General features: G+C 68.5%; 21 protein-coding genes, 2 tRNA genes and 1 pseudogene. 17 read left to right on the forward strand and 7 right to left on the reverse strand.

Features of this window, described 5'->3' with window-relative positions; translation table 11 throughout:
* Positions 1-405 precede the first annotated feature (405 nt).
* The 5 genes from dnaA (at position 406) to AB0K10_RS07250 (ending at position 6,884) form a co-directional block, all read left to right on the forward strand.
* Complete coding sequence (gene dnaA, locus AB0K10_RS07230; RefSeq protein ID WP_363680827.1) at positions 406-2,226, forward strand: chromosomal replication initiator protein DnaA; 1,821 nt, start codon at positions 406-408, stop codon at positions 2,224-2,226.
* A 795-nt stretch (positions 2,227-3,021) separates the two neighbouring features.
* Positions 3,022-4,155 (forward strand): DNA polymerase III subunit beta, encoded by a 1,134-nt coding sequence (gene dnaN / locus AB0K10_RS07235; RefSeq protein ID WP_363680829.1) that lies wholly within the window; start codon positions 3,022-3,024, stop codon positions 4,153-4,155.
* A gap of 39 nt (positions 4,156-4,194) precedes the next feature.
* A complete protein-coding gene (gnd, locus tag AB0K10_RS07240) occupies positions 4,195-5,067 on the forward strand; it encodes a phosphogluconate dehydrogenase (NAD(+)-dependent, decarboxylating) (RefSeq protein WP_363680831.1) in 873 nt (290 codons plus the stop codon).
* Positions 5,068-5,083: 16 nt separating this feature from the next.
* Positions 5,084-6,217 (forward strand): DNA replication/repair protein RecF, encoded by a 1,134-nt coding sequence (gene recF, locus AB0K10_RS07245; protein WP_363680833.1) that lies wholly within the window; start codon positions 5,084-5,086, stop codon positions 6,215-6,217.
* The gene (locus AB0K10_RS07250; protein WP_363680835.1) at positions 6,207-6,884 is read left to right on the forward strand and encodes a DciA family protein; all 678 of its coding nucleotides are present in this window, start codon (positions 6,207-6,209) and stop codon (positions 6,882-6,884) included. The genes recF and AB0K10_RS07250 overlap by 11 nt, the downstream gene beginning before the upstream one ends.
* Before the next feature lie 10 nt (positions 6,885-6,894).
* On the opposite strand, the gene AB0K10_RS07255 is transcribed toward AB0K10_RS07250, so the two are convergent.
* Positions 6,895-7,122 (reverse strand): hypothetical protein, encoded by a 228-nt coding sequence (locus AB0K10_RS07255; RefSeq protein WP_363680837.1) that lies wholly within the window; start codon positions 7,120-7,122, stop codon positions 6,895-6,897.
* A 100-nt stretch (positions 7,123-7,222) separates the two neighbouring features.
* Between AB0K10_RS07255 and AB0K10_RS07260 the strand changes: the two genes are divergently transcribed.
* Positions 7,223-7,723, forward strand: coding sequence for a MarR family transcriptional regulator (locus AB0K10_RS07260; protein ID WP_363680839.1), 501 nt, complete (start codon positions 7,223-7,225; stop codon positions 7,721-7,723).
* Here the strand turns inward: AB0K10_RS07260 and AB0K10_RS07265 are convergent.
* Positions 7,708-8,262: a hypothetical protein gene (locus AB0K10_RS07265; RefSeq protein ID WP_363680841.1), complete on the reverse strand. Its 555-nt coding sequence runs from the start codon at positions 8,260-8,262 to the stop codon at positions 7,708-7,710. The genes AB0K10_RS07260 and AB0K10_RS07265 overlap by 16 nt on opposite strands.
* 522 nt (positions 8,263-8,784) lie before the next feature.
* On the opposite strand from AB0K10_RS07265, the gene gyrB reads away from it, so the two are divergent.
* The 6 genes from gyrB (at position 8,785) to AB0K10_RS07295 (ending at position 14,799) form a co-directional block, all read left to right on the forward strand.
* On the forward strand, positions 8,785-10,731 hold the full coding sequence (gene gyrB, locus AB0K10_RS07270) for a DNA topoisomerase (ATP-hydrolyzing) subunit B (RefSeq protein WP_363680843.1): 1,947 nt from the start codon (positions 8,785-8,787) through the stop codon (positions 10,729-10,731).
* A gap of 130 nt (positions 10,732-10,861) precedes the next feature.
* Complete coding sequence (gene gyrA, locus AB0K10_RS07275) at positions 10,862-13,384, forward strand: DNA gyrase subunit A (RefSeq protein ID WP_363680845.1); 2,523 nt, start codon at positions 10,862-10,864, stop codon at positions 13,382-13,384.
* A gap of 4 nt (positions 13,385-13,388) precedes the next feature.
* A complete protein-coding gene (locus tag AB0K10_RS07280; RefSeq protein ID WP_363680847.1) occupies positions 13,389-14,294 on the forward strand; it encodes a DUF3566 domain-containing protein in 906 nt (301 codons plus the stop codon).
* A 152-nt stretch (positions 14,295-14,446) separates the two neighbouring features.
* Positions 14,447-14,520: transfer RNA gene (locus AB0K10_RS07285), tRNA-Ile, on the forward strand.
* 42 nt (positions 14,521-14,562) lie between these two features.
* Entirely contained in the window at positions 14,563-14,691 is a 129-nt protein-coding gene (locus AB0K10_RS07290; protein WP_007453934.1) for a DLW-39 family protein, read from the forward strand.
* Positions 14,692-14,723: 32 nt separating this feature from the next.
* Positions 14,724-14,799 (forward strand) — tRNA-Ala (locus tag AB0K10_RS07295).
* Positions 14,800-14,890: 91 nt separating this feature from the next.
* Here the strand turns inward: AB0K10_RS07295 and AB0K10_RS07300 are convergent.
* Complete coding sequence (locus AB0K10_RS07300) at positions 14,891-15,256, reverse strand: tyrosine-type recombinase/integrase (RefSeq protein WP_363680849.1); 366 nt, start codon at positions 15,254-15,256, stop codon at positions 14,891-14,893.
* Positions 15,257-15,475: 219 nt separating this feature from the next.
* On the opposite strand from AB0K10_RS07300, the gene AB0K10_RS07305 reads away from it, so the two are divergent.
* From AB0K10_RS07305 to AB0K10_RS07315, 3 genes are all read left to right on the forward strand, one after another.
* Positions 15,476-15,970 (forward strand): GNAT family N-acetyltransferase, encoded by a 495-nt coding sequence (locus AB0K10_RS07305; RefSeq protein WP_363680851.1) that lies wholly within the window; start codon positions 15,476-15,478, stop codon positions 15,968-15,970.
* Between the two features lie 639 nt (positions 15,971-16,609).
* Complete coding sequence (locus AB0K10_RS07310) at positions 16,610-17,794, forward strand: IS110 family transposase (RefSeq protein ID WP_363680853.1); 1,185 nt, start codon at positions 16,610-16,612, stop codon at positions 17,792-17,794.
* A 9-nt stretch (positions 17,795-17,803) separates the two neighbouring features.
* Positions 17,804-18,280 (forward strand): SMI1/KNR4 family protein, encoded by a 477-nt coding sequence (locus AB0K10_RS07315; RefSeq protein WP_363680855.1) that lies wholly within the window; start codon positions 17,804-17,806, stop codon positions 18,278-18,280.
* 351 nt (positions 18,281-18,631) lie between these two features.
* Here AB0K10_RS07315 and AB0K10_RS07320 read toward each other — a convergent pair whose 3' ends face one another.
* From AB0K10_RS07320 to AB0K10_RS07330, 3 genes are all read right to left on the reverse strand, one after another.
* Positions 18,632-19,186: a hypothetical protein gene (locus AB0K10_RS07320; protein ID WP_363680857.1), complete on the reverse strand. Its 555-nt coding sequence runs from the start codon at positions 19,184-19,186 to the stop codon at positions 18,632-18,634.
* Positions 19,187-19,367: 181 nt separating this feature from the next.
* Complete coding sequence (locus AB0K10_RS07325; protein ID WP_363680859.1) at positions 19,368-19,976, reverse strand: DUF4145 domain-containing protein; 609 nt, start codon at positions 19,974-19,976, stop codon at positions 19,368-19,370.
* Between the two features lie 978 nt (positions 19,977-20,954).
* Complete coding sequence (locus AB0K10_RS07330) at positions 20,955-21,344, reverse strand: hypothetical protein (RefSeq protein ID WP_363680861.1); 390 nt, start codon at positions 21,342-21,344, stop codon at positions 20,955-20,957.
* A gap of 307 nt (positions 21,345-21,651) precedes the next feature.
* On the opposite strand from AB0K10_RS07330, the gene AB0K10_RS07335 reads away from it, so the two are divergent.
* Complete coding sequence (locus AB0K10_RS07335) at positions 21,652-21,996, forward strand: hypothetical protein (RefSeq protein ID WP_363680863.1); 345 nt, start codon at positions 21,652-21,654, stop codon at positions 21,994-21,996.
* Between the two features lie 18 nt (positions 21,997-22,014).
* Positions 22,015-22,119, forward strand: a pseudogene (locus AB0K10_RS07340) (VapC toxin family PIN domain ribonuclease); the annotation flags it as partial.
* Here the strand turns inward: AB0K10_RS07340 and AB0K10_RS07345 are convergent.
* Positions 22,103-22,906 (reverse strand): MBL fold metallo-hydrolase, encoded by an 804-nt coding sequence (locus AB0K10_RS07345; protein WP_363680865.1) that lies wholly within the window; start codon positions 22,904-22,906, stop codon positions 22,103-22,105. The pseudogene AB0K10_RS07340 and the gene AB0K10_RS07345 sit on opposite strands and share 17 nt — an antisense overlap.
* Between the last annotated feature and the right edge of the window lie 21 nt (positions 22,907-22,927).

Consider the following 22,927-nt stretch of genomic DNA (forward strand, 5'->3'; position numbering starts at 1 on the left):
CAGCGGGGGACATCGGGACGCGCCCGGGACCGAAGCGGCGCTTTTCGCTGATGCCGACAAGGCCGTTGCCGCGTCGCCGGTTGATGGGGCAGGGACAACGCTGTTACCGTGCCCGATTGCGGTGAGCGTCGGAAGCTCCGGTCGTCGCGCGCAGGCAAGACCGGACACGCCGGTGAATCGTTCGGCACGGTGAACCCGCTTCAGCGCACGTCCAGGCAGGGGGCAGGTCCCACCCGGCCCGGCGGGCGGCCACAATCGTTCGGTACACAGGCTGTGGATAACCTGTGGACGACAGTTGGTCAGCTGTCCGGGTGGGTGATGTTCCACCCGCGCACGCGGCGGGCCCGGGACGGCCGGCTGGCAGACAGCGGCGGCCGGGAGCAGAGGCGAGGGGGTGGCACGACGGTGGCCGGTACGACCGACCTTGCCGCGGTGTGGTTAGCGGCGACCGACGAGCTCGCCGACGAGATCATCTCCGCTCAGCAGCGTGCCTACCTCCGGCTCACCCGGCTCCGGGCGATCGTCGAGGACACCGCGCTGCTCTCCGTCCCGGACGCGTTCACCCGGGACGTGATCGAGTCGCGGCTCCGCCCGGCGATCACCGAGGCGCTGACCCGCCGACTCGGCCGGCCGATCCAGGTGGCCGTGACCGTGCGGGTGGCCGAGGACGCCACCGGCCGCCCGGCCGGCACCGTCTACCGCAGCACCCCGGAGCCGGAACTGCTCGACGTCGAGGGTCCACCGTCCGACCAGCTCGGCGACGAGTACACCGGCCGACCCGTAGCCGACGATGCCTTCCCCGAACAGCAGCGCCCACAGGCGTCCGCCGTACCGCCGGCGCCGGCGGGTCCGCCTCCCGCGTCGGCCGTCGACGGGCACCGGTCCGGCCTGATCCCCGCCAGCCGGGACGGGCAGGAGGCTCTGTTCAGTGCGGCCTTCGTCGAGCCGATGCGCTCGCCCCGACCGACGCCCGAGCGGCGTGGGTACGACGAACAGGCGGCCCGCCTCGATCCGCCCGGCCCCGACACCCGGCCGTATGAGCCCCGCTACCGCGAGGACGCCGCGTCGCCCCGGGACCAGCACGTGATCCGTCCGCTACCCCGCGACGGTGCGACGGACAGCGGTCCCGGGCGCAGCGCGGTGGACCACCGGACGGGCGGCCGCGACGACCGCCGACTGCCGGGCACCGACACCGGCGGCAACCGGCTGAACCCGAAGTACATGTTCGAGACGTTCGTCATCGGCTCGTCGAACAGGTTCGCCCACGCGGCGAGCGTGGCGGTGGCCGAGTCGCCGGCGAAGGCGTACAACCCGCTGTTCATCTACGGGCACTCCGGGTTGGGCAAGACGCACCTGCTGCACGCCATCGGGCACTACGCCACGACGCTCGGCAACGCCCGATCGGTGCGGTACGTCTCGACCGAGGAGTTCACCAACGACTTCATCAACTCGCTCCGGGACGACAAGACCAGCGCGTTCCAGCGGCGCTACCGCGACGTCGACATTCTGTTGATCGACGACATCCAGTTCCTGGAGAACCGCGAGCGTACGCAGGAGGAGTTCTTCCACACCTTCAACACCCTGCACAACGCCAACAAGCAGATCGTGATCACCTCGGACCGGTCGCCGCGTCAGCTCGCCACCCTGGAGGACCGGATGCGAACCCGGTTCGAGTGGGGATTGCTGGCCGACATCCAGCCACCGGACCTCGAGACCCGGATCGCGATCCTGCAGAAGAAGGCGGCGCAGGAGCGGATGTACGCCCCGCCGGACGTGTTGGAGTTCATCGCCTCCCGGGTGTCGAACTCGATCCGGGAACTGGAAGGTGCGCTGATCCGGGTGACGGCGTTCGCCAGCCTGACCCGGTCGACAGTCGAACTGTCGCTCGCCGAGGAGGTGCTGCGGGACTTCATGCCCGACGGCGCCGGGCCGGAGATCAACGCCGACCAGATCATGGCCTCCACGGCCGACTACTTCGGGGTGAGCCTGGAGGACCTGCGCGGCCAGTCCCGCTCCCGGGTGCTCGTCAACGCCCGTCAGGTGGCCATGTACCTGTGTCGGGAGCTGACCGAGCTGTCGCTGCCACGGATCGGCCAGGCGTTCGGCGGCCGGGACCACACCACAGTCATGCACGCGGACCGCAAGATTCGCCAGCAGATGGCCGAGCGACGCTCGCTCTACAACCAGATCGCCGAGCTGACCAACCGGATCAAGCAGAACACCTGAGGGGTACGCCGCACGACGCGGCGGACACGCCCGGCCGGATCATCGGCCGGGCGTTCTTTTTTCTTCTCCGGCGGGGCCTTCGCACGCCCCCCGGGTGGCTCGGGCTTGACCCTCGACATGGTGCAGACCACAGGATCGACGCCGTGTCCACCTCGATGCCCACTCGTTGTCCACAGCTCGTTGTCCACCGCCGGTGGATAACTACGGTCCGTCCTCCGCCAGTTACCCACAGGCTGTGGAAAAACCCTGTGCACGACGCTGTGGACGGTTGGGGACAACGAGGAAGTTATCCACCGATGATCATCGACCTGTGCACGAGCTGTTGAAGGTTCTGGGGACAACGGCAATGGTGATCTTCTCGGTCATCCACAGGCATGGGGAGAAAGTCGGTGGATTACCGGTGGACAACCGGTGGACAACTGTGGACAACTGGCCGTCGTCGTCCGGCTGTGGATACACGAGGCGGTTGTCCCCCCGGTTCTCCACAGCTAACTCACCGGTGGATAACCTGTCTGAGCTGCGCAGACCCGAGTTCTCCACAGTTTGCACAGGTGCGATGAAGACGATGGGTTATCTCTTCTAAGAGAACAAAAACCAATCATCACCGTTGGGCTTTCTGTGGATCGGGCCGAACGCTGCCGGACAGGCCGGTCAGCATCGACACGATCCATGGGGTCGGGCGCACAGCCGATGTCCCCGCGCCCTAAGGTGCGATGGGTACCCGCACGGTCGGGCGGGACGGTAGGCAGCGGTCGGCATGAGAGAGTTGTCGCTGACGTCGACGCGGAGGCATTGATGAAGTTCCGAGTGGAGCGCGACGCGCTCGCCGAGGCCGTGGCGTGGACCGCGAAGAGCCTGCCGAGCCGGCCATCCGTACCGGTGCTCGCCGGGGTGATGCTCCGCGTCACCGACGGCAACCTGCGGGTCTCCGGTTTCGACTACGAGGTCTCCAGTCAGGTGACCGTCGAGGTGCAGGGTGACGCCGACGGCGCCGCGCTGGTCTCCGGCCGCCTGCTCGCCGAGATCACCAAGGCGCTGCCGGCCAAGCCGGTAGACATCGCCGCGGTCGGCGCACACCTCGAGCTGGTCTGCGGCAGCGCCCGGTTCACCCTGCCCACCATGCCGGTGGAGGACTACCCCGCCCTGCCCGAGATGCCGCAGAGCGCCGGCACCGTCGACGCCGCGGCGTTCGCCACGGCGGTCGCCCAGGTGGCCATCGCCGCCGGCCGCGACGAGACGCTCCCGATGATGACCGGCGTCCGCGTCGAGCTGTCCGGCGGAACGCTGTCGATGCTCGCCACCGACAGGTACCGGCTGGCGCTGCGCGAGATCCAGTGGCGGCCCGACGACCCCGAGGTCAGCATCAACGCCCTCGTCCCGGCCCGCACCCTGAACGACACCGCCAAGGCGCTCGGCCCGCTCGGCGGCGAGGTCACCCTCGCCCTCGCCCAGGGCGCGGCGGGTGAGGGAATGGTCGGCCTCGCCGGCGGCACCCGTCGCACCACCAGTCGGCTGCTCGACGGCGCCAACTACCCGCCGGTGCGCTCGCTCTTCCCGGCCACCCACAACGCCGAGGCCCGGGTGTCGGTCAGCACCCTCATCGAGGTCGTCAAGCGGGTCGCCCTGGTGGCCGAGCGCACCACCCCGGTGCTGCTCAGCTTCAGCGCCGACGGGCTGGTCGTCGAGGCCGGCGGCTCCGAGGAGGCACGGGCGAGCGAGGCGATGGAGGCCACCTTCACCGGTGACGCGCTGACCATCGGCTTCAACCCGCAGTACCTCATCGACGGCCTGGCAAACCTGGGCGCGCAGACCGCCGTCCTGTCGTTCGTCGACGCCTTCAAACCCGCGGTGATCTCACCCGCCGGCGAGGATGGCGAGGCCATTCCGGGGTATCGGTACCTCATCATGCCGATCCGCGTGTCTCGCTGATCGCGCCCAGCAACACCAGATCCACGGAGGTAGGAACAGATGCAGCTCGGCCTGGTAGGACTCGGCCGGATGGGCGGCAACATGCGTGAGCGGTTGCGGGCCGCCGGCCACGAGGTGGTCGGGTTCGATCACAACCCGCAGCTGAGCGACGCGGCAAGCCTCGCCGAGTTGGCGCAGAAGCTCGAATCGCCGCGAGCCGTCTGGGTCATGGTGCCCGCCGGCGTCACCGATGCCACGATCGACGACCTCGCCGAGGTGCTCGGTGACGGCGACATCATCATCGACGGGGGCAACTCCCGCTTCAGCGACGACGCACCGCGGGCCGAACGGTTGAACGAGCGTGGCATCGGCTACGTGGACGTCGGGGTCTCCGGGGGCGTCTGGGGTCGGCAGAACGGCTACGGGCTGATGGTCGGCGGTGCGCAGCAGCACGTCGACCGGCTCATGCCGATCTTCCAGGCGCTCAAGCCGGAGGGCGAGTTCGGCTTCGTGCACGCCGGTCCCGTCGGCGCCGGGCACTACTCGAAGATGGTGCACAACGGCATCGAGTACGGCCTCATGCACGCCTACGCTGAGGGCTACGAGCTGATGGCCGCCTCGGAGCTGGTGACAAACGTCCCGGGTGTCATCAAGTCCTGGCGCGAGGGCACCGTGGTCCGCTCCTGGCTGCTCGACCTGCTGGACCGCGCCCTCGACGAGGACCCGGAGCTGGCCGACCTCAGCGGCTACACCGAGGACACCGGCGAGGGTCGCTGGACCGTCGACGAGGCGGTCCGGCTCGCCGTTCCGCTCAACGTCATCACCGCCTCCCTGTTCGCCCGGTTCACCTCCCGACAGGACGACTCACCCGCCATGAAGGCCGTCTCCGCACTGCGCCAGCAGTTCGGTGGCCACGCCGTCCACAAGCGCTGAGCGGTATCCACACCCTGTGTACGTCCACCGGCTGGAACTGGTCGACTTCCGCTCGTACGAGCGGGTCGCCGTCGACCTCCAGCCGGGGGCGAACGTCCTGATCGGCGCCAACGGCGTCGGCAAGACCAACCTCGTCGAGGCGCTCGGGTACGTGGCGACCCTGGATTCGCACCGGGTCGCCACGGACGCGCCGTTGGTCCGGATGGGCGCCACCTCGGCGGTCATCCGCTGCGCGGTGGTCCACGACGGCCGGGAACTCCTCGTCGAGCTGGAGATCGTGCCGGGCCGGGCCAACCGGGCGCGGCTGGGCCGGTCCCCGGCGCGGCGGGCCCGGGACGTGCTCGGCGCCCTGCGACTGGTGCTCTTCGCTCCGGAGGACCTGGAGCTGGTCCGCGGTGACCCCGCCGAGCGGCGGCGTTACCTGGACGACCTCCTGGTCAACAGGCAACCCCGCTACGCGGGCGTACGGGCCGACTACGAACGGGTCGTCAAGCAACGCAACGCCCTGCTGCGCACCGCGTACCTCGCCCGCAAGACCGGCGGCTCCCGGGGCGGCGACCTCGGCACGCTGGCCGTCTGGGACACCCACCTGGCCCAGCACGGCGCGGAGCTGCTCGCCGGCCGGCTGGAACTGGTCGCCGCGCTCACCCCGCACGTCGCCAAGGCGTACGACGCGGTGGCCGCCGGGCGCGGAGCGGCCGGCATCGCCTACCGGCCGTCGATCGAGCTGGCCGAGCCGACGACCGACCGGGCCACGCTGGCGGAGGCGCTGACCACCGCGCTCGCCGCCTCCCGTACCGCCGAGATCGAACGGGGCACCACCCTCGTCGGCCCGCACCGCGACGAGTTGGCGCTGTCCCTGGGCCCGCTCCCCGCCAAGGGGTACGCCAGCCACGGCGAGTCCTGGTCCTTCGCACTCGCGCTGCGGCTGGCCGGGTACGACCTGCTGCGCGCCGACGGCATCGAGCCCGTCCTGGTGCTCGACGACGTCTTCGCCGAGCTGGACACCGGGCGTCGGGAACGACTAGCGGAGTTGGTCGGCGGGGCCAGTCAGTTGCTTGTCACCTGTGCCGTCGACGACGACGTGCCGGCCGCGCTGCGCGGCACCCGCTACGAGGTCGGCGAGGGGACGGTACGCCGTGTCGGATGAACCGGGCACCAGGCGGGCAGGCGCCAACCGCACCGGCAGCGGCCGGCAGGCCGGTGACGCCGCGAACGCGCGTACCGCCCAGGCGGGCGCGACCGGCGGCAGCGGGCCTGGCGCGGCGGGTGCCGACGGCGGCGGCGGGCCGGCGGAGGGTGCGACGGGGCCGGAGCTGGCCCGGGCGGTGCTCGACGCGGCGCTGTCCCGCAGGCAGGCGGCGGCGCGCACCCGGCGTACCCCCGGCGGCGGCGCGGGCACCGACGGCGCCGGCGGCTCGGGACGGCGGCTGCGTGGCTACTCCGGCCCGGGCCCCGACCCGCGCGACCCGCAGCCTCTCAGCGCGGTGCTGAACCGGCTGGTCAAGGCGCGCGGCTGGCAGCAGCCGGCGGCCGAGGCCACCGTGTTCGGTGCCTGGGAGCGGGTGGTCGGCGCCGAGGTCGCCCAGCACAGCCGGCCGGTCAAGCTGGAGAACGGCGAGTTGACCGTGGAGGCGCGTTCGACGGCCTGGGCGACCCAACTACGGCTGCTCGCCGGCTCGCTGCTCAAGCAGATCGCCCAGGAGGTCGGCCACAACGTGGTGCGCAAGCTGCACATCCACGGCCCGGCCGCGCCGTCCTGGCAGAAGGGACCGCGTCGGGTGCGCGGTCGAGGGCCGCGCGACACGTACGGCTGAGCCCGCCCACTCAGCGCCGCCGCTCGGCGTCGCGGGCCGCTCGCTTACGGTCACGCTGCTCTTGGGTGTAGCGCTTGCGCTCGGCCAGGTCGCGTTTCCACGCCTCGCGGGCTGCGGTCGAGCCGCCCTGCACCGCGCCCTGGACGCCGTCGGCCGGCCCGGCGAGGTGTCGGAACGCCCACCGCAGGAGTCGACCGCCCTCGCCCGGGGCCCTGGTGGTCGCGCCGTCCTCGCTCATCTGCCGCCCTCTCGCCCACGTCGCACCGAAACGTTGGTGTGGCAATGATTGGTACACCAACGATCGTTACGATAGTCAGCATGCATCCAGAGAGCAACCGATGAGTGGGCAACCGGAGAGCCTCGACCCGTTGGCACTGGAACAGCAGGTCTGCTTCGCCCTGTCGGTCGCGGCACGCAGCGTGGTGGCCGTCTACCGGCCGCTGCTGGAACCGATGGGGCTGACCCACCCGCAGTACCTGGTGATGCTGGCGCTCTGGCAGCACGCGCCGCTCTCCGGCCGCGACCTCAGCCGCCTGTTGCAGCTCGACCCGGGCACCCTGTCACCCCTGCTCAAGCGGCTCGAAGCGGCCGGCTACCTGCGCCGTGAGCGCGACGCCTCCGACGAGCGCAGCCTCGCCGTCACCCTCACCGCCGCCGGTGCGGCGCTACGCGCGCAGGCCGAGCGGATCCCGGCCGCGATCGTGCAACGCCTCGGGCTGCCCGTGGAGGACCTGCAGCACCTGCACGCGGTGCTCACGCAGGTGATCGCCGCGGCAAACCGCCCGGGCGGCGACCAGACCGCCGCAGCGAGCGGGACGGGCGCTCAGGCGTCGGCGTAGACGGCGAAACCGCGCTCGGCGCAGCGGCGGTAGAACGCCGCGAGCACGCCCAGCTCCGCACAGGTGAAGTTCCACTGCGGCGGATCACCACTTTCGTCGCGCAGCGCGTCGAGACGAGTCTCCAGCCAGCGCAGCTGCTGCTCGGCCAACCGGCCGTCGCCGAGCAGCGAGCGCAGCACGGTGCTCACCGACTCGAAGGTGACCGCCTCGCTGTTCGCGCGGTGCGCGGCCACGAACCGCTCGATGCCGCTCGCGATCCACGAGCAGCCGTCCGGGTCGATCACCGGGTCCTCGTCCTCGGCAGCGGCATCTGTGGCATACAACACACCTTCGAGACCGAGCAGGAGATCCACCAACTCGGTGTACGCGGTCGCCCGGACGGTGCCGGTCTTCGCGATCAGCTCGGCCAGCGCCGCCGTCGGCGCGGAGATCCGCGGCAGGTCGACGATCTCGCCGAAGTCGACGAACTCGGCCGGCGCCACCGGATCGTAGAAGCGGCCGGTCCGCGGCCAGTGCACCGCGACGTTGTCCAGCCCCATCTGTCACCTCTTAGAGAGCACGTGTCGGGTCGATCGGGTCGATCGTCCCGGTTCCGGCCGCTAAAGATCAAGGCCGCTTCCGGAGCGCCGCAAACGTACGGCACGGACGGTTCGGCCGCGACCCCCGACCCGCCCGGGCGCGGGTCAACCCGTTCGGCGGCGGCGCGTCCGATCGGAGCCTGGCGTGTGGGGGGAGTCGCGGGTAACGGGGTTCTGCCGGCTACGGACATCTCAGCCGCCCCGTTGAAGGTGCCGAGTGGTGGTTCTGTCCCCCGCGCACAGTAGGATTGACAGTGAGACGAAGACCCGGTGCGGGGCGAGCGACGGGGCCGGTGGCCCCAGGATCATTCTCCACTCCGGGTCGAGCCGATCGCGATCCGCGGGCAACCGCGGCGACCGGCGCGTTCGACCCGCTGTCCGGAGGTCTCCGGCACCGGTCCGCGCGCCGACGTCGCGTCCTGTCCGCCGAACCCGCGCCCGACGCGCCCTCCCGGCGCCGACGACGCGAGAAAGTGGCCGAGGGTGGCAGCGCAGGACAAGCAGGAGTACGGCGCAGAGTCGATCACCGTTCTCGAGGGGCTGGAGGCGGTCCGCAAGCGGCCCGGTATGTACATCGGGTCCACCGGTGAGCGCGGTCTGCACCACCTCGTCTGGGAGGTTGTCGACAACGCGGTCGACGAGGCGATGGCCGGCTACTGCGACACCATCGACGTGGTGCTGCTCGCCGACGGCGGGGTCCAGGTCACCGACAACGGCCGTGGCTTCCCGGTCGACCTCCACCCGAAGCTCAAGAAGCCGGGCGTCGAGGTCGCGCTGACCGTGCTGCACGCGGGTGGCAAGTTCGACGGCAAGGCGTACGCGGTCTCCGGCGGCCTGCACGGCGTCGGCGTGTCAGTGGTGAACGCGCTGTCGACGAAGATGGCCGTGGTGATCCACAAGTCCGGCTTCGTCTGGCGGCAGCAGTACACCAACTCCAAGCCATCCACGCTGGAGAAGGGCGAGACCACCGATCGCACCGGCTCCGCGGTTTCCTTCTGGCCCGACCCGGACGTCTTCGAGACGATCGACTTCGACTTCCAGACCATCTACCGACGCCTGCAGGAGATGGCCTTCCTCAACCGGGGCATCACCATCCACCTGCTCGACGAGCGGGTCCCTGAGGACGAGGACGGCAAGACCCGCGAGGTCACCTTCCGCTACGACGGCGGTATCGCCGACTTCGTCCGGCACCTCAACGCCTCCAAGAACCCGATGCACAAGACTGTGGTCGAGTTCGAGGCCGAGGAGGAGGGCATGTCCCTCGAGATCGCCATGCAGTGGAACGAGTCGTACGGCGAGTCGGTCTACACCTTCGCCAATAACATCAACACGCACGAGGGCGGCACCCACGAGGAGGGCTTCCGGTCCGCGCTGACAAGCGTGGTCAACCGGTACGGCACCGACAAGAAGCTGCTCAAGGGCGACGAGAAGCTCTCCGGCGAGGACATCCGCGAGGGCTTGGCCGCGATCATCTCGGTCAAGCTGACCAACCCGCAGTTCGAGGGCCAGACCAAGACCAAGCTGGGCAACACCCCGGTGAAGAGCTTCGTGCAGCGGGTCTGCAACGACCGACTTGTCGACTGGTTCGACCGCAACCCGGCCGAGGCCAAGACGATCATCCAGAAGGCGTCCCAGGCCGCCCGCGCCCGGATCGCCGCGCAGCAGGCGCGCAAGCTGGCCCGGCGCAAGTCGCTGCTGGAGTCCGGCTCGATGCCGGGCAAGCTGGCCGACTGCCAGTCCACCGACCCGCGCGAGTCCGAGGTCTTCATCGTCGAGGGTGACTCGGCCGGTGGCTCCGCCAAGCAGGGTCGCGACCCACGGACGCAGGCGATCCTGCCGATCCGCGGCAAGATCCTCAACGTGGAGAAGGCCCGGATCGACCGGGTGCTGAAGAACAACGAGGTCCAGGCGCTGATCACCGCGCTGGGCACCGGCATCCACGACGACTTCGACATGGAGAAGCTGCGGTACCACAAGGTGGTGCTGATGGCCGACGCGGACGTCGACGGCCAGCACATCCAGACGCTGCTGCTCACCCTGCTGTTCCGCTTCATGCGTCCGCTTGTCGAGCTGGGCCACGTCTACCTGGCCGCCCCGCCGCTCTACAAGATCAAGTGGAACAAGCGGGGCGACGACGCGCAGTATGCCTACTCCGACCGCGAGCGGGACGGGCTCATCGCGCTGCGCCAGCAGAAGAAGCCGAACGCCAAGCCGGACGACATCCAGCGCTTCAAGGGCCTTGGCGAGATGAACTATCCCGAGCTGTGGGAAACCACCATGAACCCGGCGACTCGTACCCTGCGTCAGGTCACGCTCGACGACGCCGCAACCGCGGACGAGTTGTTCAGCGTCCTGATGGGTGAGGACGTCGAGGCGCGTCGGTCGTTCATCCAGCGCAACGCCAAGGACGTCCGGTTCCTGGACATCTGACGGACCGCGGCGGGCTGGTCGGGGAGCACCCGGCCGGCCCGCCGGTCCACAGAGTTATCCACAGCTTGGCCGGTATCCACAGCCGTTATCCACAGCACGAAAACGACTCTGAGTCTGATAAGGGTATACAGTGACCGATTCCCCCGAGTCCACACCGAACGAGCCCGAGGTTCCCGCCGAGGCACTCGCCGCCGTGGTCGCGCACGACCGGATCGAGCCGGTCGGGCTCGAGGTGGAGATGCAGCGCTCCTACCTCGACTACGCGATGAGCGTGATCGTCGGGCGCGCGCTGCCGGACGTCCGGGACGGGCTCAAGCCGGTCCACCGCAAGATCCTCTACGCGATGTTCGACTCCGGCTACCGGCCGGACCGCGGCTACGTGAAGTGCTCCCGGGTCGTCGGCGACGTGATGGGTCAGTTCCACCCGCACGGTGACTCGGCCATCTACGACGCGCTGGTCCGGATGGCACAGCCCTGGTCGCTGCGCTACCCGCTTGTCGACGGCAACGGCAACTTCGGCTCGCCGGGTAACGATCCGGCCGCCGCGATGCGCTACACCGAGTGCAAACTCGACCCGCTCGCCATGGAGATGCTGCGGGACATCGACGAGGACACCGTCGACCTGCAGGACAACTACGACGGCCGGGCCAAGGAGCCCACGATCCTGCCGTCGCGGATCCCCAACCTGCTGGTGAACGGCTCCGAGGGCATCGCCGTCGGCATGGCCACCAAGATCCCGCCGCACAACCTGCGGGAGATCGGCGCGGCGGTGCAGTGGTGCCTGGAGAACCCGGAGGAGGACGAGGAGACGACCCTCGAGGCGCTGCTCGGCATCGTCAAGGGTCCGGACTTCCCGACGCACGGTCTGATCGTCGGCACGACCGCCATCCAGGACGCGTACCGCACGGGTCGTGGTTCGATCCGGATGCGTGCCGTGGTGGAGGTCGAGGAGGACAAGCGGGGTCGCCCCTGCCTGGTCGTCAGCGAGCTGCCCTACCAGGTCAACCCGGACAACCTGGCCGAGCGGATCGCCGAGCTGATCAAGGAGGGCAAGCTCGCCGGGATCGCCGACATCCGCGACGAGTCCTCCGGGCGTACCGGCATGCGGATCGTGCTGGTGCTCAAGCGCGACGCGGTCGCCAAGGTGGTGCTGAACAACCTCTACAAGCACACCCAGCTCCAGGAGACGTTCGGCGCCAACATGCTGGCCCTGGTCGACGGGGTGCCGCGCACGCTCAACCTGGCCCAGTTCATCCGCTACTACGTCGAGCACCAGATCGACGTGATCCGCCGGCGGACCGCGTTCCGGCTGCGCAAGGCCGAGGAGCGGGCGCACATCCTGCGTGGCCTGGGCAAGGCGCTGGACGCGCTGGACGAGGTGATCGCGCTGATCCGGCGGTCGCCCACCGTGGACGACGCCCGGCAGGGCCTGATCCGACTGCTGGAGATCGACGAGATCCAGGCGACCGCGATCCTGGACATGCAGCTGCGCCGGCTCGCCGCGTTGGAGCGGCAGCGGATCGTCGACGACCTGGCCAAGCTCGAGATCGAGATCGCCGACCTCAAGGACATCCTCGCCAAGCCGGAGCGGCAGCGGAAGATCGTCTCGGAGGAGCTGGGCGAGATCGTCGCCAAGTGGGGCGACGACCGCCGTACGCAGATCATTCCGTTCGACGGCGAGGTCTCCATGGAGGACCTCATCGCCCGCGAGGACGTGGTCGTCACGATCACCCGCACCGGGTACGCCAAGCGGACCAAGGTCGACCTGTACCGCTCGCAGCGGCGCGGCGGCAAGGGCGTCAGTGGCGCCACGCTGCGGCAGGACGACATCGTGAGCCACTTCTTCGTATGCTCGACGCACGACTGGATCTTGTTCTTCACGAACAAGGGCCGGGTGTACCGGGCCAAGGCGTACGAGTTGCCGGAGGCCAGTAGGGTAGCCAAGGGCCAACACGTGGCCAATCTGCTCGCCTTCCTACCCGACGAGCAGATCGCGCAGATCATCGAAATCCCGAACTACCAGGTAGCCCCCTATCTGGTACTGGCCACGAAGAACGGCCTGGTGAAGAAGACGCGGCTCGAGGAGTTCGACTCCAACCGTTCCGGCGGAATCATCGCGATCAACCTGCGCGATGAGGACGAGCTGGTCGGTGCTGCGCTGGTGGCGCCGGAGAACGACCTGCTGCTGGTCTCGAAGAAGGCGCAGGCGATCCGGTTCAACGCCTCCGACGAGGCACTGCGGCCGATGGGCCGGGCCACCTCGGGCGTGATCGGCATGCGCTTCACGGACGACGACGTCCTGCTCGCCATGGAGGTCGTTCGGGACGGTTTGGACGTCCTGGTGGCCACGAACGGGGGATACGCGAAACGTACCCCGATCGAGGAATACCCGGTGCAGGGCCGGGGAGGTAAGGGCGTGCTGACTGCGAAGATCACCGAACGGCGCGGTGGTCTGGTCGGTGCCGTGGTGATCGACCCAGACGACGAGTTGTTCGCGATCACCAGCAACGGTGGTGTCATCCGGACTCCGGTGAAGCCTGTACGCCGTACGCGTGACCGGAACACAATGGGGGTCAAGCTGATGGACCTCCCGGACGGCGTGACTATCGTGGCGATTGCTCGCAATGCCGACGAGCCTGACGAACAGGACTAGTTGAATGACGGAGACACAGGCGAAGTCGGGGAACACGGGGACCTCGGCCAACCCGGTCGACGAGGAGGCCGCCAAGGGCGGCACACCAGCGACCGGCCGCGCGGCCGTGGGCCGGGCCACGGTTCCCGCCGACGCGCCTGCCCCGAAATTCACCCGGGCTCCCGGCATGACACCTCCCCCGGAGCAGCCGGGCGAGGACGGGGGTTCGGGCGACGCCAAGGCCGAGACGTCGGCTGTCGAGGCACCGACATCCGCCGGGGTGGCCCCCACGGCGGCCGCCCCGACCCCTGCTCGGCCGACGACCACCCAGCCGATCAACACCCGACCCGGTCAGGCGACATCGACCGGGTCCACCGGCACCCAGCCCCGGATCATGCCGGGCATGGGCCAGCCGGACCCGGGGCGTACGGTCGCGGGCGGTCGCCCCGCGAGCGGTGGTGGCCTGCCTCCGGGAATCGGCAACACGTCGGCCGTCGGGGCCGCTCGCGTCGGCGAGGCGGTACGCGCCGCGCGTAGCTCGGTGAGCTCGGCGGCGTCTCGCGGACCGCGCCGGGCCCGGCTGAACCTCAAGCGGATCGACCCCTGGTCCGTGATGAAGTTCGCGTTCGCCGTCTCGGTGGTGCTGTTCATCGTCGTGGTGGTCGCCACGTCGGTGCTCTACCTGGCGCTGGACGCGATGGGCGTGTTCCAGAGCGTCAACGACAGCCTCAGCGACCTGGTCAACGCGGGCGGTGGGCAGAGCACCAACGGCTTCCAGATCACCGCCAAGGGCGTCATCCTCAGCTCGGCGCTTATCGGCCTCGTCAACGTGGTGCTGTTCACCGCGCTGGCCACGCTGGGAGCGTTCGTCTACAACGTCTGCGCCGACCTCGTCGGCGGGATCGAGCTGACGCTCGCCGAGCGGGACTGAGTGTGATCGGGGCGCCGGGGCACCGCGGAATGCGGTCGCTCCGGCGCCCCGTACTCGGGTAGGTTTTGCAGGCGGCGACGGCCTGGCTCGCAGGGTCGGACCCCGATTTGGGGCCGGCGGAGCGGATGGGTTAATCTTGCTCGTCGCAACGCGGGGCTATAGCTCAGTCGGTTAGAGCGCAGAGCTGATAACTCTGAGGTCGATGGTTCGATTCCATCTAGCCCCACCGCACATCGTCCGACGCTAGTCGAGCGCGAGGGGTCGCCCCATGTTCAAGAAGCTGCTGATCCTGGCCGGCGTCGTCGGCGTGGCTGCCGTCGTCTTCAACAAGGTCAAGGCCGCCAACGACGAGCGTGCCCTGTGGCACGAGGCGACCACCGCGCCCGACCTGCGCTGACGTCCGGCGGCGATGACTCCGTCGCCGCTCACGGGGCCCTAGCTCAACTGGCAGAGCACTGCCTTTGCAAGGCAGGGGTTAGGGGTTCGAGTCCCCTGGGCTCCACCACACACAGCCTGTGAGCTGCACCGGAGCTACGTCCGAGATCATCGGGCACAGATCCGGCACAGACCAGCAATGATCTTCCCTCGGTTGGCATCTACCGGCGGTGCGCCGCAGCCCGCAGGACATCACCGATGAAACCGCGCCGCCGCTCTCGCCGAGGCCACCAGTGGACGTAGGTCTCCAAGGTGATCCGTAGCGTCCGGTGACGCAGGAGCCGTTGCACGTCCTGTGGTTCGGCGTGATTGGTGATCAGCGTCGTGGCGAAGAAGTGCCGCAGCGCGTGAAACCCTCCGTGCTTCTTGGGCCATCCCGCCTTGTCCCGCCACTTGACCCACTCGTTCGACCAGGTCCGTGAACGGATTCCCGCGCGTGGTCGTGAACAACAGTGCGGGGAGTACCGGAGCTGCTGAGTGACGTGCAGCTCCTGGGCGCTCACGTCGACACTCTTACCGTGCTCCATCCCCAGCATCTCGCCGAAACGGCACCCTTGGCCGGCACCGAGCCAGATCGCAGCCCGATACCGAGCCGGAACCGCGTCGAGGAGCGCCAGCACCTCGTGTTCTGTCGGTACCCACTTCGGCACGCGGGACAGACCACGGAGAACCTTCACGAGCTTCACCCCGTCGCACGGGTTAGATACCGGGTTGCCTGCTCCCCAGACCTGCGGCACCCTTCACCGATGATCGAGACGCGTGTTCTCAGCGAGGACGATTGGAAGATGTGGCGAGAGCTGCGACTCGCTGCGCTCGCGGAGGCGGCATACGCGTTCGGGTCCCAGTTGGCGGACTGGCAGGGCGAGGGCGACCGTGAGGAACGCTGGCGCGGACGGCTGGCCATCCCCGGCTCGTACAACATCTTGGCGATGCTCGACGGGCGGCCCGCCGGGATGGCCAGCGGAGTACCGACCGATCAGGGCGGCGTCGTAGAGCTGATCTCGATGTACGTGGCGCCGGTGGGACGTGGCCGGAGCGTGGGCGACCACCTCGTGCGGGCGGTCGAGCAGTGGGCTCGGCTGGTGGGCGCGGAGACGCTGCGCCTGGCCGTAGTGGAGGGCAACAAGAACGCCTGGGCGCTCTACCAGCGGAACGGCTTCCGTGACACGGGAGAGCTAGGCGACCTCATGCCCGACGGCGTGCGTCGGGAGCACACATTGGCCAAGAGCCTCGTGGCTTAACGGTCGGCCGTCGATCGTGGGTCTTCGACCAATGCCTCACAGTAGGTAGCCAGCGCGCCGGAGATTGCGTAACCCATCGAGCGGAGTCAACCTGTGACGCATCAACCGGAGTACGATACCGGACTGCCGACGTGTGATCCGTCAGCTGATGTGACGTAGCTCTGCCAGATCAAGGCGGCCCGCAAGCGGGCCGCGTCTGCCCGGCCCCGGCCTGCTGGCGACCTCCGGCCGGCAGCGGCCGGACCGGCCGGCCACGCTAACGGACTGCAAGAGCTGTTTGCCCTCCGGGCGGGGGATCTTCGACAGAGATGGGGGAGGCCCGTCCGGACGGTGCGGTAATCGGTGGTTACGCGGGTCGCCATCTCCACCATGAGTCCCAGGCAGAGCCGAACAGACCAGGGGCCAGGGTGCCAAGGTCGTTCCTTAGGGTTCTTCTGTCTGGATGGTGTTCCGGGCCGCCGGGTTGGTTGGGTGTGGCTCAAGGTCGTTTGCCGTCAGGTGGCCATGGACGAGCGGCCGCCCAGCCAGCCCAGGGCGCCTTGGCCGCTGATTGAGATCTGCGAGTCGTCGCTTGCTAAGGAACTGCCGGCGGGGTCGTCCGAGGTGACCTGGATCTGGGTGCTTCGGGAGGACGGCTTGGTGCAGGTATGGATAGGCGTGGACGCGGGCAAGCAGGCTCACCACGCTGCGGCGGTGGATGTGGCCGGGCGGGTGCTGTGGTCGACGCGGGTGGCCAACGATCAGCAGGCGATCGCGGACTTGATCGGGCGGGTCGGCGCGGATGACGAGGTGGTGTGGGCGGTCGACCTGGTCGGCTGCGAGACCGCGCTGCTGCGGGCGATGTTGGCGCTGGCCGGGCAGCAGACGGTGTATATCCCAGGCCGCACGGTCAAGACGATGGCTGCCGGGTTCGCCGGCGAGGCCAAGACCGACGCCCGTGACGCGGTGGTCATCGCGAACACCGCTCGGATGCGGCGTGACTTTCTGCCGGTGGAGACACCGACGGAGCTGATCGCCAAGCTGGCGCTGTTGGTGGCGCACCGCGCCGACCTGGTCGAGGACTGGGTCCGCACCGTGAATCGGCTGCGTCGCCTGATGCTCGGAATCTCCCCGGTGTTGGAACGCGCGTTGACCTTCACCAACGTCGCGACGCTGATTCTGATCAGCGCATATCAGACGCCCGAGCAGATCCGCGCCGCCGGTCGCGAGCAGCTCGTCGCTCATCTGCGCCGGCATCGAACTGTGAACGCCGCCAAGGTGGCCGACCAGGCGTTGGCCGCCGCGGCTGAGCAGGATCTCACCCTGCCGGGCCAGGACACCGCTGCCGCACTCGCCGCTGAGCTGGCCAGCCACCTGCTGCAACTGCACCGACGGATGCGGGACACCGACAAGGCGATCGAGGCCGCGTTCAGCGACCACCCGCAGGCCGGCATCATTCGCAGCATGCCCGGCATGGGGGCACTGGCGGCGGCGGAGTTCATCGTCGCGGCCGGGGACCTGTCGACCTTCGCCAGCCCCGATCACCTCGCGGCGTACGCGGGCCTGGCGCCGGTGGCCCGCGACTCCGGCAAACGGGTCGCCAACCTGCGCCGGCCGCAGCGCTACAACCGCCGTCTGCGCCACGTGTTCTACATGTCCGCCCTGGCCACCCTCAGGATGAACGGCCCGAACCGGGACTACTACCAGCGCAAACGCGCCGAAGGACGCAAGCACCAACAGGCGTTGATCGCCCTCGCCCGCCGCCGCGTCGACGTCCTTTGGGCACTGCTCCGCGACAACCGCTGCTTCCAACTCCAACCACCAGCACCATCAACACCGGCCTAGGAGTCGGAGATGATCGACGGCATGGACTTCGAGGAGTTCGACCAGCACGTTCAATCACTCCGCGCCCGGGCCGCCAGGTCCGGCTTCGAGGAAATCGAAGACTTCAAGGTGATCGACGGGCTGACCGCGTCGGCGGAGGACATCACCGAGGCGGAGCGAGCGCTGGGCGCGACCCTGCCCGAGCAGTACAAGGCATTCATGAGGCGCTACGGCGGCGGGCAGTTCGGATTCCTCGACCTGCTCCCCATACCCACAGCAGGATCCGTGCAGCACGTTGACGACGTCGTCTCCGTCAGCCAGGCCGAGTTCCCGGACGGATCGTTCGTCGCGGTGGCACCCGTCGGCACGGGCGACTACTGGTGCTTCCCCGTCCTCAACGGCGGATGCAGCGACGAGGTGTGGTTCCACTACCACGACGCCGACGACCCAACACTGGAGGCACCAGACTTCCTGGACTTCGCAGCACGGCGCGGTACTCAACCCTGACCCAAACAGGCACCACGGTCGACGCCACCAACCCTGCCCTTCCGGAAGCGGGGCGCTGCCCCGCACCCCGACCCTCCCTCAGAGACCGCAACGGGTCTCCTCGCCCGGGCACCACAAGGGCTGCCCGAGAACCCCGGCCAGGTCAAGGCCAAGCCGCTACGCGGTCGCCTTCGGCGAGCCTTGACCCGACCGAGAACCCCGGGCAGGAACACGCCTGCCCGACCGAGGAGACCCTGCCCACCGCACGCTCGCTTGACAACCGCCATTGAGACTCGTCCGGTAGGGCGCTCCACCTTGTCCCCGTCCGGGGAGGCTGGACGGTCTGACGACTGCCCGACGAGGAGATCGCTCTCAGCCTCTCGACGCATCCGTTGGTGGCGCATAGACCTCAGAGCGAACAGCGTCGGTAAATCCTCGAACAAGGCGCTGCAAGCCTTCTAGGTCGAAGTGATCTGGTGACTTCGCTGCTGCTGCTAGGCCGCTTGAGAGGTAGGTCTCGATCTTTTCTCCTACCTCTGAAACTGCCCGCCCGAAGTGGAGATGGACCGCCGACAGCGCGACCCCGACTTCCTCGTTGGTGGCGAGGATCGAATCAACAACCTGCTTTGGATCGTGACCGAGGGTCTTGAGGCCCTCCCCTCTGACGAAGGCCAGATAACTTGCCCCAGCCCCGTAGGCGCGCCAAACCGCCGCGAGGAAAGTCTCCGCAGCTCTCCTTTGATCTTCTGTGCGCCGTCGATGCAGTTCTTCGTCTCGCCTCTGGTGCTCTCGATCTTGTTCACGCTCCCACCGCTTGTCATCCCGCCGGCCGGAGACCCACTGGCCAACCACAGCTCCTGCAATCCCGAAGATGCCGGGGGCGGCGAGGCCAACGATCGTGACCCAGAGGGGTGGAGAGGTGGTCATGTAGACACCGTACTGATGCCGGTCGAAGGGACCGCGCCACGAAGCTTGTCTGCTGGCTGTACAGCCATCCATCCAACCAAGGCCGCCCACCAGCACCGCCCCTGACCGACAACGACCGATGGACCGGCGAGGCGACCAGCCAGCGCTGGTCTTCTTCTAACCCCAAGCGGCGGCGGCCGGCTTACGTGGCGGTTCCTGCCGCCTTGGCAGCCCGCTTGTCCTGGGCTCGCTTCACCCGTGCAGGCGATTGGAACACCTCTTCGAGCACTTCACCCATCAGCGTCAGCGTCAGGTCCAGGTCCTCTGAATCCACTGGCTCGACGAAGTCACCATGAGCCATCTCGTTGCCGAGGTGCCTTACCTCGTGCGCCCCATCCTTGATGTGCTCGCGGATGAAGCCTTGGGCGTACAGCGCGTCAATCTTAGCCAACAGTGTCCCGCTGGTGATCTGCTTGTCCTTGGCCGTTGCCTCGATCACGGACCGGGCGAGGAGAACCGCGGCGCGGCGCGCCCCGATGCTGGAGCAGCGGTAGGCCTCGTCTGCTGCATCGGCAATCTGTGCGGGCACGTCAGGGAAAGCCTTGCCACCAACAGTCTCCGGCCACACCCGCTCGATCGTCGACCTTGACTGGTTGAGCACTCCCGAGATTGGCAGGCCGCAGGCGACGCACACCAGGGCCGCTACGTGCTTGACGGTTGCTCCGACGTGGTTCCCGGAGCTCCGCTCGTCCGACCAGACAATCTTGAAAAGAGATAAAGCCCCGCAGTGCGGACAGACATGAGTAAGCATCGAGGAATCCTAACCCCATTACCACAGACGGCAGACACACTGTCGGCCGTCCACCGTTTTCCACAGGGATGTCCCGAGGCTCGTCCACCAGCGCTGTCGGCTCTGTCATGTGAGCGCCATACGCTCCGACCGCAGCCACCCGGTTGCGTGCACGACGCTGAGAAGAGGCCTCCGGGATAGCCGGCCAAAGCAGTTCCCGGAGGCCCAGGTTCGACGCACGTGCTCTGTGCTAGCAGACACAGGAGGACCGAACCGTGCCGAGCGTACGTCGCTATACCCGGCAAGCCGTAGATGAGCCTGCCGGTGAGCCGAAGCTTCCACTCCGTTGGGCAGTGATCATCGCGGTCTCAGCGGCAGCGGGCCTTGGTATCGGGCAGGCTGCTGGACTGGTAGCCGGGGCGACTGTGGGCATTGCGCTTGCTGGGCTGCTCCACAAGGTGATGGCGTAGCCAAGAGCTGGCTTGGCTGTACAGCCATCCGTACAGCCAAGCCGGCCGACGACCAGGGTTCGGAGCCGACGCGTGACGACATGACGAGCAGGCCAGCGGCAGTCATCGACCCCGGCCGACAGGCTGCTTGATCTTTGCAAGGCAGGGGTTAGGGGTTCGAGTCCCCTGGGCTCCACCAGCACTTTCACCGGTTGATCTCGGGCCGAGTACAGCCAAGCTGGTCACGCCGTCTCCTCTTGGCCGAGAATCCGGTCAATGGTTGAGGCAGCATTTGCGAGCCCGCGCCGGCACCTCCTGCCCGTCGTCGTCGTGATCCTCGGGTCGCTCTTCCTCCACGAAGCCGTCACCACCGCGATCGCGGCCGTCCTCGCTGGGTCACCCTCACCCGAAGCGGTCGGCCAAGCACCGGTAGCAGTTGTCTGGTCCCACCTGATGCTTGACAGATCAGTCCCAGCACATGCGCGACAGTCGGCCTTGGTTGCTCAGTTGCCCTGGTTACAGTCAGTGCCACCGCACCCCAGTCGTGCACCTACGCTTCTGGCCAGTCGGACGCGATGACCAATGGGACTGAGTCCGGCGAGCGGTATTCGTCACCAGGAAAATACTCGATGTGCTGATGCCGGTGGACGGTCCGGTCATCGGCGGTCTCGGCTTGCTCAGCCACACCATCGAGCGCGTCCCAGATGATGTCGAGATACTCACTCCCGCCGGAGAAATGCAGCCTGGTCCCGCCTTGCAGACTGACAAGCAGCGGGCCCGCGGTCGCCTCTTGACTGACGGCCCCGTCGGTCACCGCCACCTCAAGGGGCTCAGCATGATGGCGTAGCAGCCGGCTGAGGGCGCGGAGCGCAGCCGGCGGACCGGCAAGCTCCAGCTCGTCGTCGCTGACGAAGAGACGGCAGCGTCGGTGATCGTCCATCGGCGCATTGTCCCTCACCGCGGCCCCTACCGTCGGCCACCGTGAAGGCCTCCGCGAGCGCCTTGAGGATCATGTCGGGCATCAGGTGGGACACGAGCGTCAAGCATCTCCCGTGACGGGACAAGCACCGGTAGCAGTTGGTTGCCGGATTCCGCTCCACCAGATCAAGGCAGCCGCAAGCGGGCTGCGTCTGCCCGGCCCCGGCCTGCTGGCGACCTCCGGCCGGCATCGGCCGGGCCGGCCGGCAACTGATGTGCCGGTATCCTGCGCTTCTCCAAGGCAGGGCAGCTCACTACGCGGAGGAAGCGTGGGATACGAGGTACACATCGGCCGGGCCGAGGAGTACTACGACAGCGAAGAGCATCCCATCGCTCTGGAGGAATGGCTGTCCTACGCGGAGAGCAACCCCGCGCTCAGGGCAGACGGATGGCTCGGCTGGGATGAGGACCGCCAGCCCATCTTCGAGTACACCTGCGTTGACGGAAGCGTGGTTTCGCTGACCTGGTTCGAAGGTGGCATCAACATCGAGGGTCACTTCGCCAGCGACCCGTACCGGGAGTTCGGAGCCCTCGCCGAGGACTTGCGAGCCAACCTCCAGGGCGACGAAGGAGAGCGATACACCGCGGACGGGGTCCTTCCGCCCACTCGGTAGACCGTGGGGCTCCGCCCCGTCGCGGCGGCGGAGTTGCTGGCCTGCCCACTTGTCGCCGGTGATGGTCGGCTGGCGAAGGCCAGCGGCGTCGGATGCGAACGACCGCTCACACGTGCGGCGTGAGGGGCGCGGTCTCGCCGCGGGCGATGGTGCGTACCTGCCGAACCCAGCCGCGACGGCGGGCCTCGTCGACGAAGTGCGCCAGCGGGGAGCGGAAGACCGGGTAGTCGTCGTAGTGGATCGGCACCGTCAGCTTCGGGCGGACCAACTCCACCAGGTCGGCGCCCTGCCGAGCGTCCATGGTGACGAGGATTCCGGCGATCTTGGTGCCGCCGAGGTGGATCAGCATCGCATCGATGTCCGGGTAGCGCTCGGGGATGTCGGTGAGCAGCGGCCGGTTGAGCGTGTCGCCGGTGACGTACAGCCGGAACTCGCGCCGCCCGCCACGTTCCACGTCGATCATCGTGCCCATCACGTCGGGCAGCAGCCGGTCCAGCGCGCCGGGGCCGTGCTTGCCGGGCATCGAGGTCAGCCGCACTGTCGTACCGTCGCGGTGCAGCTCTCGTGACGACCAGGTCGGCAGGCCCTCGGCGGCGCGGAAGCCCCAGCGGCGCAGCTTGCGTTCGGCGGCGGGCGTGGTGACGATGGGCAGTTCCCGGTCCAACTCCCGGCGGGCCACCCGGTCGAAGTGGTCGCCGTGCAGGTGGGACAGGACCACGGCGTCCAGGTGGGGAAGCTGGGCGATCCGCAGCGCCGGGTCCGTGCGTCGGCGCGACCACAGACCCTTTCCGAGGTACGCCCGCTGGCCGCGATGCAGGAAGTTGGGGTCGGTCAGCAGGGTGAACCCGCCGATCCGCAACACTGTCGTCGCGGTGCCGATGAACGTCACCTGTGGATGCTCGGCCGTCATGTGCACCTCCCTCCGGCTCCG

Source organism: Micromonospora sp. NPDC049274 (assembly GCF_040678875.1).
Lineage (GTDB): Bacteria > Actinomycetota > Actinomycetes > Mycobacteriales > Micromonosporaceae > Micromonospora.